At 45.8% G+C, this 14481-nt stretch carries 11 protein-coding genes; 4 read left to right on the forward strand and 7 right to left on the reverse strand.

The window, feature by feature from the left end; all coding sequences use genetic code 11:
* Positions 1 to 31: 31 nt before the first annotated feature.
* From ACYVD3_RS05540 to rpoN, 3 genes are all read left to right on the forward strand, one after another.
* Positions 32 to 1021: a zinc-dependent alcohol dehydrogenase gene (locus ACYVD3_RS05540; RefSeq protein ID WP_460641515.1), complete on the forward strand. Its 990-nt coding sequence runs from the start codon at positions 32 to 34 to the stop codon at positions 1019 to 1021.
* Between the two features lie 76 nt (positions 1022 to 1097).
* Positions 1098 to 2465 carry a homoserine dehydrogenase gene (locus ACYVD3_RS05545; RefSeq protein WP_460641516.1) on the forward strand — a complete coding sequence of 456 codons (1368 nt, stop codon included), beginning with the start codon at positions 1098 to 1100 and terminating at the stop codon, positions 2463 to 2465.
* 116 nt (positions 2466 to 2581) lie between these two features.
* Complete coding sequence (gene rpoN / locus ACYVD3_RS05550) at positions 2582 to 3961, forward strand: RNA polymerase factor sigma-54 (RefSeq protein ID WP_460641517.1); 1380 nt, start codon at positions 2582 to 2584, stop codon at positions 3959 to 3961.
* A gap of 81 nt (positions 3962 to 4042) precedes the next feature.
* Here rpoN and ACYVD3_RS05555 read toward each other — a convergent pair whose 3' ends face one another.
* From ACYVD3_RS05555 to ACYVD3_RS05585, 7 genes are all read right to left on the reverse strand, one after another.
* Complete coding sequence (locus ACYVD3_RS05555) at positions 4043 to 4843, reverse strand: ABC transporter permease subunit (protein WP_460641518.1); 801 nt, start codon at positions 4841 to 4843, stop codon at positions 4043 to 4045.
* Positions 4844 to 4845: 2 nt separating this feature from the next.
* The gene (locus ACYVD3_RS05560) at positions 4846 to 5643 is read right to left on the reverse strand and encodes an ABC transporter permease subunit (RefSeq protein WP_460641519.1); all 798 of its coding nucleotides are present in this window, start codon (positions 5641 to 5643) and stop codon (positions 4846 to 4848) included.
* 10 nt (positions 5644 to 5653) lie between these two features.
* Positions 5654 to 6526, reverse strand: coding sequence for an ABC transporter ATP-binding protein (locus tag ACYVD3_RS05565; protein ID WP_460641520.1), 873 nt, complete (start codon positions 6524 to 6526; stop codon positions 5654 to 5656).
* 16 nt (positions 6527 to 6542) lie between these two features.
* Positions 6543 to 9023, reverse strand: a complete 2481-nt coding sequence (locus tag ACYVD3_RS05570; protein ID WP_460641521.1) for a phosphoenolpyruvate synthase — start codon at positions 9021 to 9023, stop codon at positions 6543 to 6545.
* Positions 9023 to 9634 carry a TetR/AcrR family transcriptional regulator gene (locus ACYVD3_RS05575; protein ID WP_460641522.1) on the reverse strand — a complete coding sequence of 204 codons (612 nt, stop codon included), beginning with the start codon at positions 9632 to 9634 and terminating at the stop codon, positions 9023 to 9025. The genes ACYVD3_RS05570 and ACYVD3_RS05575 overlap by 1 nt, the downstream gene beginning before the upstream one ends.
* Positions 9635 to 9790: 156 nt before the next feature.
* Positions 9791 to 11215 (reverse strand): response regulator transcription factor, encoded by a 1425-nt coding sequence (locus ACYVD3_RS05580; RefSeq protein ID WP_460641523.1) that lies wholly within the window; start codon positions 11213 to 11215, stop codon positions 9791 to 9793.
* Positions 11212 to 12972 carry a sensor histidine kinase gene (locus ACYVD3_RS05585; RefSeq protein WP_460641524.1) on the reverse strand — a complete coding sequence of 587 codons (1761 nt, stop codon included), beginning with the start codon at positions 12970 to 12972 and terminating at the stop codon, positions 11212 to 11214. The genes ACYVD3_RS05580 and ACYVD3_RS05585 overlap by 4 nt, the downstream gene beginning before the upstream one ends.
* A gap of 188 nt (positions 12973 to 13160) precedes the next feature.
* On the opposite strand from ACYVD3_RS05585, the gene ACYVD3_RS05590 reads away from it, so the two are divergent.
* Positions 13161 to 14480 (forward strand): ABC transporter substrate-binding protein, encoded by a 1320-nt coding sequence (locus tag ACYVD3_RS05590; protein ID WP_460641525.1) that lies wholly within the window; start codon positions 13161 to 13163, stop codon positions 14478 to 14480.
* Position 14481: the final 1 nt, after the last annotated feature.

Genomic DNA, 14481 nt, shown 5'->3' on the forward strand with positions numbered 1-14481 from the left:
CGGGAATTACATACAGAAAGGAAAGGAATCAATGGAAAAATTTATTACAAGGGCAGCACGCTTAAACAAGGCTTACGACATTGAGTTGATTGAACGTGAATTAGTATGTGAAGAGGATGATATCATCGTCAAAAACCATATGATGGGAATTTGCGGTTCTGATAAGAGCTTTTACCGGGGATTTATGCCTCCTCAGACAGCGGAATTTCGCCAGCCGCCGGAATTTCCATTTCTGCTGGGACATGAGAGCGGAGGTACGGTAGTTGCCGCAGGAAGCCGTGTCAGCGATTATAAGGTGGGTGATCAGGTCATCGCATTCGGCTGGAACAATAACTTTGCTGACTACTTTAAGTCAAAGTCCTTTCAGCTCCAGCCGGTTCCGGAAGGGTTGGATATGGACATCGCAGCACTTGGTGAGCCGACGGCATGTGCAATGTATTCCGGCTTAAATACCGGCGTACAGCTTGGCGACATTGTCGTGGTCATGGGCGGCGGCTATGCAGGACAGATCATTGCCCAGTGTTCCAAGCTGAAGGGGGCTTACCAGGTAATTGTAGTCGATGTTCTGGATGGCAAGCTGGAGCTGGCAAAAACTTTGGGCGCGGATATTGTAATCAATTCCAAAGAAGAGGATCCGGTTGCAAGAGTAAAAGCGCTGACAGGAGGGCGGGGAGCCGACGTGGTGATAGAAGCAGCGGGTACGGCAGAATCCTTTAACGCTGCAAGTGCTCTGATTCGCCATAACGGAAAGTTCGTATTCTACAGTTGGGTGACCACTCCGGTAACCTTGAACATCAGCCGCTGGCATGATGATGGTCTGGAATTTGTAAATACCTGCATGGTTCACCATACATGGCAGCAGCGTTATGTCTGGGTTCCCGAAACACTTCGCCCGATAATTCAGGGTACCGTAAAGATTAAGCCCTTAATTACCAACGAATTTAAGCTGGCTGACATTAAGGAAGGCTTTGATTTAGCTGACAAGGATGACGCTGCGATCAAGATTGTGTTCCGTCCTTGATTCTCCCCGTTTTCTGCCGCCGCTGCAAAGCTGATGCAGATCACTATTTCATACCAGTAAAGGAGTAATGCAAAACATGGATTATACAAATTTAATGAATGACAATACCGGAAAGAAATCAAAAGTAGGTATCATAGGAGCTACCCGTGGTTATGGTTATACGCTGCTTGCCCAGATCCCAAAGGTCAGGCTTATGGATTTGAGAGTCATCTGTTCCAGGCATCCGGATGAGTGCCTGGAAGTGCTGAAGGAAATCGGGTATGAGGAAGACAGGATTGTTTTCTGCGAAGAGAAAGCCCAGATTGAGAGCACACCGGAAGATGCCGTTATTATTGTCAGAGATTACCGCCTTGTTATGGAAAGCGGGATTACCGCTCTTGTAGAATGTACCGGCAATACTGCGGTAAGTTCTGATGCGGCTCTTTTAGCGCTTCGGAAGGGAATTAATGTTTACATGGTTTCCAAGGAAACGGACAGTGTGTGCGGCCCGGTTTTAAATCAGGTGGCTGTTGAAAACGGTGCCGTTTATGCTCTCGTTAACGGTGACCAGCCCCGTAACCTGTTAGACCTTTATTCCTGGGCTATGCTCTTGGGACTGGAAGTGGTGGCTGCCGGAAAATCCAGTGAATACGATTTTGTCTGGGATCGGGAGACAGGGGAATTCACTTACTTAGATGGAAACAGTGCCAGTGAAAATCTGCCGGAAATGTTGGAGCATTGGCGTTATCGTGGAGTGAAAACCCTGAATGAACGGCGCAAAATGCTGGAAAAGTATACCGGGGTTATTTCAGCGGATCTCTGCGAGATGAACCTTGTATCAAACATCACCGGACTTGTGCCGTCTGCTCCATTTTTAAGCTATCCCATCGCTAAGACCAGCGAACTTGCCAATATTTTTATTCCGGAAGAAGATGGAGGTATCCTGAAAAAGACGGGAGTTGTAGATGTGTTCTACAATTTAAGAGGTACAGACGAGGCAAGCTTCTGCGGAGGGGAGTTTATCATCATTAAATGCGAAAATGAAAAGATGTGGGATATCCTGAAAAGCAAGGGACATGTGATGAGCAGCAATGGCAAGTATGCATGTATTTATTATCCTTATCATTATATGGGACTTGAAACCCCGATCTCTGTTTTGTTAGGAGACTTTATGGGAATCGGTACTCATCCGGAATGCCGTCAGGTATCTGTTCTGGCAGGTGTTGCGGAGAAAGATTTGCCGAAAGGAACTGTGCTTACAGTCCAGGGACATCATCATGCGATCGATGGCCTGGTTCCTGAACTTCTTGAAAGAAAATCAGTTGAGAACCTGGCTCCTTTCTATCTGCTGAACGGCATGGCTTTGCTTAAGGAAGTAAAAAAGGGAGAGCCGATTACTCTTGATGACGTGGATTTATCACAGTTGGAAACGTATAAGCTGTATGCGCAAGGCTTAGATATTTAAGAAAGAGAAAGAAGAGGGTGCTGTGGGTGCCTTCTTCTTTGCATGTTACTTTTTCTGTGGAGCAGCCAATTTTCCTTAATGCAGTTCTGAGGTCAGGGAAAGGGGGAAAGAAAAGAATGAACTTAGATTTACAGATGAAACAGGGGCAGACACTATCGCCCCAGATGATACAGTCTGCAAAAATCCTGCAGATGACAGCTCAGGAGCTGGATATGTATATTAATGAGCTGGCTTTGGAAAATCCAACCATAGATGTTGTTGAACCGGTGCTGGCGGATAAACAAAAAAAATCCAAAGAACTGCAATGGCTGGATTCCTTTAATGAACAAAATCATTACCTTTATCAGAAGCAGAACGATGATGACGATGATTTTAAGAATAGCTGGAATTATAACGCCAATGATGGAGAAACGCTGCAGAGTTATTTATGGTCACAATTGATCATGGAGGATTTTTCTTCACTTGAGACGAAAATCGTCAAATTCATGCTGGAAAGCCTGGATGGGAAGGGATACCTGATAGAATCGGTTCATGATATTTCGGTTTATTTCAAAGTGAATGAACCCCTGGTTCAAAAACTTTTGAATAAACTGCAGACGCTGGAACCTGCGGGGATCTGTGCCCGCAGTCTTGAAGAATGCTTAAAATTACAGCTAAAAAGCCGGAAGATGCTGTCTCCGGTTCTTTCTCAGATCATTGACGACTGTTTGGAGATGGTTGCAAAAAATAAGATTCCTGCAATAAAAAGAAAATTGAGGTTGTCTTCTTCAGAGGCAGCAGGATATTGTCAGATTATCAGATCACTGAATCCCAAACCAGGTACCTCGTTTGGTAACCGCGAACAGATGCGTTATATTGTTCCGGATGTAACCATTGTGAAATTCAGAGATCATTTTGATATTCTGCTGAATGAGTCTTCCTGTTCAGGAATCCAGATTAACTGTTATTATCAACAAATGAATCAGCGCAGGGAATCGGAAGAAGTGAAAGCATATCTGGATAGTAAAATCCGGCAGGCGGAATGGATCAGGCATTGTGTCGCACAGCGCACGAAGACAATCATGCAGGTATCAAAAAAAATCCTGGAATGCCAGGAAGCTTTTTTTATGAAAGGGCCAAATCACTTAGTCCCTTTGAGAATGGGGGCTGTGGCGGAAGCTATAGGAGTTCATGAATCAACCGTCAGCCGTGCAGTCAGTAAGAAGTATCTTCAGTGTTCCTGGGGAGTTTATCCCATGAGCTTCTTTTTTCCCAGAAGTGTAATGAAACATGAGAAAGGCCAGTTTCATGAAGAAGCACAGACCCTGACGAATGGGGATATCAAGCGGGTTCTTCAGGATATTATCAAGGAAGAAGACAAGAAGAAACCATACAGTGACCGGATTCTCAGTGAGAAGATTTTGGAATTCGGCATCTCTATTTCACGGCGTACGGTTGCAAAATACCGTGAGGAAGCTGGGATTCCGGATGCCAGCGGACGAAAAAGATATAATTAAAGGAATTCCGGATTACTCATTTCAGCTTCTTGTTAATGGGGAGCTGGGTTATTGATAAACCCAGTTCCGCCATTCTGCCATTTACGAAGCTCGCAAATCTTTTCTTGTGTAAAGCTTGCCTGCCATGGAACAGCTAACCAAAATGATCACGAATGAAAGCAGGATATAGAAAGGGTTTAGTCCCTGTTCTGAAACTGACACCACATCAAAATAACTCACCGGTGTCAGAAAGTTTAAGAAATCCATGTTGCCGGCATAATCCAGCACAAAGCTGATCACATAAAATGTCATGATCGTAAGCATTGTAATAAGGCTTGCGGCCTTATAATTTTTCGCAAGGCCCGAAATGAAAAGCCCTATGGCGAAAAGCACAGTTTGCGTGATAAATATTCCGATGGTTGTGATCAAATGTGTACCCGCGATGCTCCGGTCACCCAGGGGAAGAATGATACACAAATAGGACATGATCCCCACCGTGATCGAAAATATCCCAAGATTTGTTACTGCCGCTCCGATTTTTGCCCAAATGATGGCGGAACGTTTATAAGGCTTTGAGAACAGGAACTCGCTTGTGCCAAATTTTTCTTCCCTGGAAACGGCATATACCCCTGAAAATCCCGCATAAAAAAAGGCCAGTAAGTCAATCCAGAATACCATGCACTGATAGGCGCCCAGGGGAGTGTCAATTCGCACCCCATTCAGCCCGAATAAAATCAATATGATTTTTGGGAAGCCATCTGCCAACTCTGCGATTTCTCCCATTGCATCCTTTAGCACCACAAATTCTATTGCTGCAAATCCTGTAAGCATTACAATCAGCACAAGCCATATGATCAATAGCTTTCTCGTCAATTTCAGCTCTTTTAAATAAATCGTCTTCATGTTCAGCCTCCAAATACAACGTCTTTTTTAAGAAATACTCTGCAGCTGACAAACAATAGCGCCCCGACCAGGATCACATACCACACAACATAATTCCATTGGTAAAATCCGGTTTCAGCGATGCTGACAGGATCAAAGAAGCCAAAGGGGGTGAAATAACCCAGCACCGGTTCATGGATCTTCTTTGACATGGAACTTAAGCAAAAGAAGGCAAACATGACGCAGGAGGATATGAGCACAGGCGTCCGCACATTGGGGAAAAACGTCCCTGCAACTGATCCGAAAACCACAAACATCAGCTCCAGCAGCACAAGGGATTTTCCTATGAGAAAAAATGCCCTCCAATCAACGGAAACGTCTTTGACGGTCAGAATGGCCAGTGCCGCTCCTGTGATATAGGCGGCTCCCACAATCAGGCTGTCTGCCGTACAGGCAAGAAGCTTGCTAAAGAAAATCCTGCGCCTGGAAAGGGGCTTTGTCAGCAGAAATTCTGCTGATTTGTTCCTATATTCCTTTGTGTGGGAGGAAAAGGCAATGCTCATTCCGTGGATCGCTGCTGCTGCCATGGCAAAGCTGTTTAAAAAGCTGAACATGCCAAGGGGGGTCATTACAAAGGCGGCGCTGACTCCTAAGGCTTCAAACATGGGATTGTTTTTTATGGCCTCAATCATCATAGCATCTGTCCCGGAGATAAAACCAAGGTACGTGGGCAGCATAAGAAAGATCAGCCCGCCCATGGACAGGGACCAGATGATGATATTTTTCTTTAACTGTTTCAATTCATACTTAAATACGGTCATCCCCTTCACCTCACCTGTAATAGTGCATGAAAATTTCTTCCAGCGCCGGTTCCTCGATAAACAGGTCGTGGACCTTTAAGGCAGACAGCTTTGCCAGGATCTCTCCCATATTCCCCATGAACATGAATGAGGCAGTATGGCCTTCCTGATGATAATTGGTAACTCCCACAAGGTTAAAATAGCCTGCCGGTATTTCCTCTGCCGTAACACTGATTTTTTTATGGCTGTTGGCCCGAAGTTCGCTGATTTTTTGTATGCCGATGATCTTTCCTTCTTTTAAAATTGCCACCCGGTCGCAGATTTTCTGAACCTCCGACAGGACGTGGGAAGAAAAGAAGATCGTCGCACCACGTTTGTTTTCTTCTTTTAAAATGGTAAAAAACTCCTGCTGGATCAGCGGGTCTAAGCCGCTGGTGGGTTCATCTAATATAATGAGCTTGGGAGAGTGGAGCAGGGCGCACAGGATCCCTGCTTTCTTTTTATTTCCCAGGGATAAGTCGGAAATTTTACGGGACAAGTCCAGACCCAGGCGCCTGGAAAGCTCTTTTATTTTGCCGTCGTTCTTTACGCCGTACAAATCCGCCGCGTAGGTTACCAGTTCCCGGACCGTCATATTGTCATAATAGGCGGACTCTCCGGGTAAATATCCCACATCCTTTGCGATTTCTGCAGCCTGCTTGATGCAGTCCCTGCCAAAGATCTCCGCGCTTCCGGAGGTGGGATGGATCAGTGCCAGAAGGGTGCGGATGGTAGTGGATTTACCGGCCCCATTTGGTCCGATAAAGCCGAAGATCTCTCCTTCTTCTACGGAAAAGCTCACATCCTCAATACCTCTGTGATCCCCATAGCTCTTGGTCAGGTTTTTAATATGAATTGCATTCACTGGTGAGTCTCCTTTCTCATTCCAAAAACTCAATATATCCCATATTGCCGTTCACACGGATCCGATCCCCATCCTTAATGCGTTTTGTGGCATCGGTCACGCCCACCACTGCAGGCAGGCCGTATTCCCGTGTGATGACCGCGCCGTGGGTGGCCATTCCGCCAACCTCCGTGACAAGTCCGCTCACAGAGATAAAGGCCGGTGTCCAGCTTGGGTCGGTGAATTTGGTCACCAGGATGTCGCCCTTTTCTATTTTTCCTGCTTCCTTTATGTCCAGGATGACCCTGGCCCGGCCCTCTGCCACGCCGCCTGATACGGCAAGCCCCGGCAGTGCTCCGTTAGGGACCTTGCGTTTGTATTCCCCTTCCACCACTTCTCCGTCGGAGAAGATGAGGCGGGGCGGTGTTAAAGAGGCGTACTTTTCATAATCCGCCCGCAGTCCATCGATTTTTCCATAATCAAGCTCCTGCTCTCCGGCAAATAAGACAGCCAGCTCCGAAAGGCTTAAGTAGAACACATCTTCTACCTTTCTTAGCCTGCCCTCTTTCACAAGCTTTTCAGATTCCCGGATGATCGCCTGCTTGTATTCCCAGTACCGTTTCATCCAATAATATTTCGGGGATTCCCGCAGTCCTAAGAAATTCCGGTAAAAGGACAGTTGCTTTGCCAGTTTTCTGGCTTTCCTGGCGCCCCATTTCTTTTTAGCAGCCAGAACCATGGCCTTTACCGCTTCATCGCTTTCTTTCTTTCCCTGAAGGAGCTTTTGCTCCGTATGGCCTTCAGGGAGCCTTATGTCGGCCAGTACGGTGGGAAGGATCTTTTCCGGTGCCTCTGCAAACCGGGGCTTTGCAATGTCGATTTCTCCGGGACAGCGCATTCCGTACCGTGAGAAAAATTCTTCAAAAGCCTTTGCGGCTTCCCCGCCGCCCGGCTGTTTCCTCAATTCGTCAATGGAAAACGAATCTCCGGCTGTTTCAAGGTATTTTACGGCCTCCGGGTAATCTCTGGCTGCATCTGCAATGCGGCTGACGAAAAATCCCATTTCTGAGGTGATATTCCCCTTTATGGATTTTGACACTTCAACGCTTATATTGTCCCGTCCAAGGAGGAGCTTTCCTGCTTTATCAATGGACTTTGTAAGGTAGAAGGCAACCATAAGAGGCCCTAGGCCTTCCGGGTCAAACAGGCTTTTCATCAGATTGTCTGTATCGTTAACAATATAATCGATCACCGCTTTGCCGGTCAGACGGTCAAGTCCCTTTTTTGTCTTTTGGACTGTCGCTTCCATGCGGCGGTTGTAGCCGTCAATGATAGCCGGATCGTTTTTCCGGTAGATCCTGAATCCGGCAGTGATGGATTTGCCCACGTCCTTTGGTATGGCAAAATCGCTTTTCTGGCCTTTTGGGATGGATTTCATATAATCCTTTCTTCCCAGGACCTGATTGAATGCGTTGTTCATCAGCTCGTCGGAATTGGACAGCTTTTGCCGTACCAGTGCTTTGCCTACCGGACTGTTTAAGTTATGGGTGATCTCCATATAGGGCCGTCCGCCGATTTCCGTGATCTTCACGGTCTGTGACATCAATTTCCAAAAGGACATGCCAAGGGGCAGCATGGTGTCGGTCATCATCTGTAAATGTCCGACGGAGATAAAACAGCGCTTAAAGCCGTCGGGAGAAGAGGGGCAGGGAAAAAGGGTGGTGATTGCCCGGGACTGGACGATGTAGAACCGCTCTCCGTCAAAGCACCATTCAATGTCCTGGGGACTGCCGAATTCCTTTTCTGTTTTTTTTCCCATAGCAGAAAGGGCGGTTACCTGGGCTTCGGTAAGGCAGGGTTCTGGGCCGCTTCTTTTCTTTACGATGTCTCCCTTGACTGTCCATGTAACCGGGGTCTTGCGCCCGGACACCAGCTCTTCCCCAAGGCCTTCCACTGCTTCAATGGCAGTTGTAAAACGGTCTGAGGTTATGGGATCGGCGGTAAACATGACCCCTGCCGCCTTTGCATCCACCATTTTTTGTACGACTACGGCCATTTGGACTTCGCTTTCATCAAACCCGTTTTTTGCCCGGTAAGAAACCGCCCGCTGATTATACAGGGATGCAAAGCAGTTAACCACCGCTTTTGTTACGGCTTCAAAACCGGAGACGTTTAAATAAGTGTCCTGCTGGCCGGCAAAGGAAGCATCCGGCAGATCCTCAGCTGTGGCGGAGGAACGAACGGCAACGGAAATGTTGTCCCCCAGGCCGTCATAGGCAGATCGGATCAGTTCTTTGGCTTCGGCGGGCAGGATCAGCCCGGCAACAGTGGATTTTGCATCGTCCCGGGCCTGGTTTACGGCAGGAAGGATATATGCTTTAAAAAATTCCGTTGTAATAATAAAGCCTCCCGGCACGCTTTCCGGGAACCGCCGGATCAACCTTGCAAGACTGGCACCCTTTCCTCCTGATACCTTAAGGGAAGCGGCTTCTTTATCATGGATTTTCAATATATACATCACAGGTATTCCTCCTTATAGAGACTGCTTTTCAGCATGTTCATGATTCTTTCCATTTCTTCCGTTATTTCCCCAAGGCTGTATCGTTCATCGGACATTTCATGGGCGTAACCTTCCGCCATGAGAAACATCAGGCGCATGACCTCATCAATATTCACGCCTTCCTTGAATTTAACTGCATCTTCCTTTTTTAACACCAGGTCATAGGAAAAACGCTGGGATTCCGGCATGATTTTTTTTGTTATATCAGTAACTGCATCGTCGGTTTCCTCAAACATGCTGATAATAAATTTCAATATATTAGGGTACTTTTCCAGTATGCCCATCTTCATTCTGGAAGCCGCAGTAATGCGTTCAAACAGATCGTCATATGCATCGATTTCACTGCGCTTATAAGCGTCAAGCATAACAGTTCTCACATATTCCGACAGGTACAGGTACAGATCTCTTTTTGTTCCGAAATAATGGAACAGCATTGGCTTGGACACGCCGCTGTTTTGGGCAATGTCACCCATGGAGGCCTTTTTGTATCCATGCTTTCCAAAACACTTTAATGCCGCCTCAATGATGGGCTGCTGCTTTTCTTCTGAGAGTTCTTTAAGTTTTTCCATGTTCTCACCTTCTGAAATAGTTTTGACCGAATCGGTTTATGGCTTGATTATAACACCATGAACCGATTCGGTCAATATGAGTAATTTTATCATTTTTTGAATTATTTGTATCAGCATCCATATGGTGGCTGTATTGAAAGAAACAGCCCTGGTCTATTACAGAGCGGTGGGTTTCCCTTCACTCAGCAAATGACCCTTTAAATATTCGGAAGGTGAGATTCCCGTACTCTTTAAGAAAACCTTGGTAAAATACCTGGTGCTGAAATATCCCACCCTCTCTGCAGTATCCCGTACCGTGGCAGTATGTCCCCCTGACATGAGTTCCATTGCCTTTTTTATACGGACCCCGGTTAAGTGGTCAACAAATTTTTCCCCGGTTTTCATCTTATAGATTTTACTTAAGTAATTAGGTGAAATATCAATCATATCTGCAATGGTATTGATCCCGATCTGATCCATATAATGCTCCTCAATATAAACGTTGATTTTATCAATTAAGTCAATGCTCTGATTTTGGGAAGTCATCTGCTTAAAAAAATCCACGAGCCGGCTGATGGAGTTAATGCCGGCTGCTGTTCCTGATTCCATGGTGAGAATGCGGTTTAAGGAATCATCGCAAAGTTCAAAAACCTCTTTTTCATGAGGAAAATGGGAGAGTGTATGGAGAAGATTCTGAAAACCCATAACATCATCTGTCTGGCGGGCAATCAAAAGCTTTTCCAGCAAATCCGAAAAGGGCAGGAGAGGAGAAAACTCCAGCCGCTCTTTCTTTGATAAAACCGATCCAAGGCCAACACAAAAGCGCAGGCTTTCCACCCTTTGAACGGCTTCAATCTGTGCAAACAGCTGAGAAAGATCCCCGGCTGAAATGTGAAATCCGGTTGCAACACATCCGCTGGCCTGATGAAACCGGGTCAGTTCTTTCTTAAAATCCTCTGGGGGAATCGCGGTGCTGGTAAGATAACAGATTTCCCCTGTAGGAAGAAATGTCAAGGTAAACCTGGCGCCGTGGCGGGAGGAGATGGAAGAGAGCGTGGTATTTAACTCATCCAAGTCGTTTTTAAAGGTTTCGTTATGGTAATGGTCAACATAAAAGAGAACCGCCGTGTAAGGGGGAAGAACGTACCTTGGAGTCTGTAAAAACCGGATGGATGTATAGAGGTCAAGAATTTTTTCAAATTCCAGTTCATAATCCTTTTTCAGCAAAAGCTCCCGCTCTCCAAAAAGAGAAGCTGCCTTTTCCATGGTAGCCCGGACCTCGTCAAGACTGGCCGGCTTTAAAAGATAGTCTAAGGCTCCCAGTCTTAAGGCTTCCTGGGCATAGGAAAACTCCGCATATCCGGTCAGCATGACCACGGGAATCTGCTGCTCATGAAACCGGGAAAATGCCTGCAGTCCGGTGAGCATTGGCATGTGGATATCCAGGAATATCAGGTCCGGCGTATCCTTTTCCAGTTGCTCTAAAAGTTTTTCTCCGTTTTCCACTTCAAAAAACCTGTGCACGTTGGGATAAAGCTCCTCAATCATGCTTTTTAATCCCAGCCGGATCAGGCGTTCATCATCAGCTAAAAGAATTTTCATAATGAGGTTCCTCCTTCCAGAGGTATTTTGATTGTCATGGAAGTAATGTCTCCAGTCAGGCTTATTTCAAAGGATGCATGAGGGTGAAAGATTTTTATCCGGTTTTCCACATTTCTTATGCCAACCTTTCCATTGGAGTATACTTCCTTAATATTAATGGGAATTCCGTTGTTTATTTCTTCCAGGATCAGGGTATGGTCCTCAATGGAAGCGGATATGGAGATGGTAATGGAAATACCGTCCCCGCCCATTCCATGCTTTAAGGCATTCTCCACAAGAGGCTGTATGAGAAGTCTTGGAATGGAAATGTTCTTTGCCTCTTCCTCCATGGAGCTTATAAAGGTCAGCCGTTCATCATAGCGTATTTTAAGGAGATTGCAGTATTGGATGCAGAATTCAAATTCTTCCTGAACTGTGGTCAGTGTTGCATCGCTGCAGGTATAGCGGAATATTCTGGTGAGCTCGATAATGCTGTCCTCCAGCTCTTTTTTCATTCCGATCCGGTTCATGGTGAGAAAGCAGTTTAAGGTATTATAGAGAAAATGGGGATTGATCTGGCTTTGAAGAGCCCTGTATTCTGCCTGCTGCCGGTCGATCTCATATTTATAGGACCGGTCAATGTAAAGCTGAAGCTTCTGGATCATCTCATTTAAATTTTCTGCAATCAGAGACAATTCTTCCGTGTTAAAAGAATCGTTCTGCAAAAGGTCTGTGTCAGGGACAGAAGCCTCCAAGTCTCCCCGTGCCACCTTTTTCATGGTATTTAAAATGGAATTTAAAGCAAGGGCAGTCTTTTTTGAGTTGGAGCGGAAAATGGTGAATGCAGCCAGAATGGAGGTAAGGCTTAAAATAGCGGCCAGACTCCACACAATGGATATTTGCTTAAAAATATCTTCTTGGGAGGAGACAAAAATAAGCTGCCAGGGCATTCCTGAAATATCGCTTTTGTAAAGGAGGTACGTATCGGAGTCTGTCAGGATTTTATTTTCCGGGGAAGAAAGCTTTTCAAGGATGCCTTTCTCCACTTTTCCGACCTGGTAAACGGGAGTTCCGTCCTGGCCTGCAATCACAAAGCCTGAATTTTCGCTTAAGCTTACGCTGCTGAAAATATCCTTAATGATTTTGTCGGAGGCATCGATCCGTATAATGCCCAGCTTCCGTTTGGTGTACACGTTGCGGACCGTATGAAGGGCGGAGATGACCGTTGTCTCAGAGCGGATATAAGGAGGAGGCTCTGAAACCATAAAATAATAGGGATCCGTTGAATGTAAAACCTGCTGATACCAGGGCTCCAGCTGGTAAGGAAAGTCAGTGGTATTGATAAGGTCACTGGTTTTTGTTGCAGTGACGATGATATGGTTGTCCGGGTTTACAGGCATGAAAGAAACTGAAAGGATATCCTCCCTGGCGGTATTTAAAATACGCTGCATTGAAGTGGTATAATTTTGCCGGTGGCGCTCGATCCGGTAGTCTGAGGAACCGTCCTTTGTGTATTTCCCATTTTCAACAGATGCAAAAAAGTTCAGAATATCATCATAAATATAAGGGGTAAGGGCCAGCCTTTTTAAGTCGGACACATAGGTGCTTAAGTTGGTTGAAATGGAATAAAGGGAGGTTGAAAAGTATTTTTCATTGTTCCTGTAAATCCTGTTTTGAAAATAAAAGGCAAGTATGGTGGCCATGATGATGATGGGCATAACAATGCTGACGAGAAACAGGGCCAAAAACCGGTTTTGAAAGCTTTGGCGTTTTTTCATGTTGAGTCACCTCCTGGGCCTATATTGTATCCATATTATAAATGTTTTTCAATCCCCCATGGGGAAAATGATGGAAATGAGCCTGAAAGTGTAGATTTGAGTATCTTACGGAACCCAAAGGACTATGATAAACTAAAACTACAAAACAGCCGGCTAAAAAACTAATATGAATGTAAGGGAGAATTTTTATGAAGAAGTTAGCACTTGCCGCAATGGCAGGTTTCATCGCAGTCAGCGTGTTGGGCTGCTCCAAGGCGCCTCAGGAGCCTGTGGAGACAACAGCTGCAGAATCAGAAAAAGAGACAGAATCAAAAAGGAGTGCAGCAGCTTCCACTGGTGTTACCATTGAATTTTTGTATAACCTAAACGGTGAGTCTGTCAGCGACGCCATTCAGGATGTTTGCAAGCAGTTTACGGAGGAGACCGGAATCGGCGTGGAAGCGGTCATGCCTGGAAGTAATTTTTCCGATATCATGAAGACCAGAATGGCTTCCAACCAGCTTCCTGATGTGTGGACAACCCATGGCTGGGCAGTTGCAAGATATGCGGAATACTTATCTCCTTTAAATGATTTTGAGTTTGCATCTCACATTTCTCCAAGCATTAAGGAGCAGATCACTGATGGAAAAGGAAACCTTTATACCCTTCCCATTGATATGGATTTAACCGGAATGATCTACAACGAAAATGTTCTGGAAGAAGCCGGTGTGAATGTGGATGACATCAAAACCTGGGCTGATTTCGAGGCAGCCTGTGAGAAGATCAAGGCAGCTGGACTTACCCCAATTCAGCTTGGCGGAAAAGACAGCTACACCATGGGAAATATGATGGATTTCGTGGCACCCACCTTAATCACAAACGAGGATGAAGCCAATCAGTCCGCCCTTTTAGACGGCAGCTTTGACTGGAGCAAGTGGAATGTGGTCGTAAACCAGATCGACTCCTGGAGGCAGAAGGGATACTTTAATACAGATGCCGTTACAGCTGATTTCATGACCGGTATCAAGGCTCTTGCAGCTGATAAGGCAGCGTTTATGTTTACTGCAGCCAGCGGAATCACAGAGACTTATGTTCAGAACCCGGATACGAAAATGGGCTTTATGCCTCTTCCGGCAAGGGAAGCAGGGCTGAAACAGTCCCTGATGACAGGAGAGCATTTTGCAGTGGGTATGTCAAAGACCACGAAGCATCCGGAAGAAGTAAAGCAGTTTATGGATTTCCTTGCCCGGGAAGACATTTGTTCTTACCTTGCAACCAAATGCGGTATGCCTTCCGGACTAGACAACGTGGTAAGTGATACGGGAAGACTGGCTCCCTTCTATGATAAGTATGCAAATGACAGTTCTATTTTAAACATTCCGTATTTTGACAGAAAATATCTTCCAAGCGGCATGTGGAATGACCTCTGCGTAACAGGAGCCGCCGTTGTTTCCGGACAGTCAGATTCTCTTACCGTTGCAGTGGATCAGATGAAGACAAGCTATGAGGAAAAGAAAGCACAGGAGTAAA

The sequence above is a fragment of the Lacrimispora brassicae genome, assembly GCF_054772055.1.

Excerpts from the sequence above, each read along its gene's own strand:
- ACYVD3_RS05540 (WP_460641515.1), top strand. The coding sequence starts at position 32 with ATGGAAAAATTTATTACAAGGGCAGCACGCTTAAACAAGGCTTACGAC.
- ACYVD3_RS05545 (WP_460641516.1), top strand. The coding sequence starts at position 1,098 with ATGGATTATACAAATTTAATGAATGACAATACCGGAAAGAAATCAAAA.
- rpoN (WP_460641517.1), top strand. The coding sequence starts at position 2,582 with ATGAACTTAGATTTACAGATGAAACAGGGGCAGACACTATCGCCCCAG.
- ACYVD3_RS05555 (WP_460641518.1), bottom strand. The coding sequence starts at position 4,843 with ATGAAGACGATTTATTTAAAAGAGCTGAAATTGACGAGAAAGCTATTG.
- ACYVD3_RS05560 (WP_460641519.1), bottom strand. The coding sequence starts at position 5,643 with ATGACCGTATTTAAGTATGAATTGAAACAGTTAAAGAAAAATATCATC.
- ACYVD3_RS05570 (WP_460641521.1), bottom strand. The coding sequence starts at position 9,023 with ATGTATATATTGAAAATCCATGATAAAGAAGCCGCTTCCCTTAAGGTA.
- ACYVD3_RS05575 (WP_460641522.1), bottom strand. The coding sequence starts at position 9,634 with ATGGAAAAACTTAAAGAACTCTCAGAAGAAAAGCAGCAGCCCATCATT.
- ACYVD3_RS05580 (WP_460641523.1), bottom strand. The coding sequence starts at position 11,215 with ATGAAAATTCTTTTAGCTGATGATGAACGCCTGATCCGGCTGGGATTA.
- ACYVD3_RS05585 (WP_460641524.1), bottom strand. The coding sequence starts at position 12,972 with ATGAAAAAACGCCAAAGCTTTCAAAACCGGTTTTTGGCCCTGTTTCTC.
- ACYVD3_RS05590 (WP_460641525.1), top strand. The coding sequence starts at position 13,161 with ATGAAGAAGTTAGCACTTGCCGCAATGGCAGGTTTCATCGCAGTCAGC.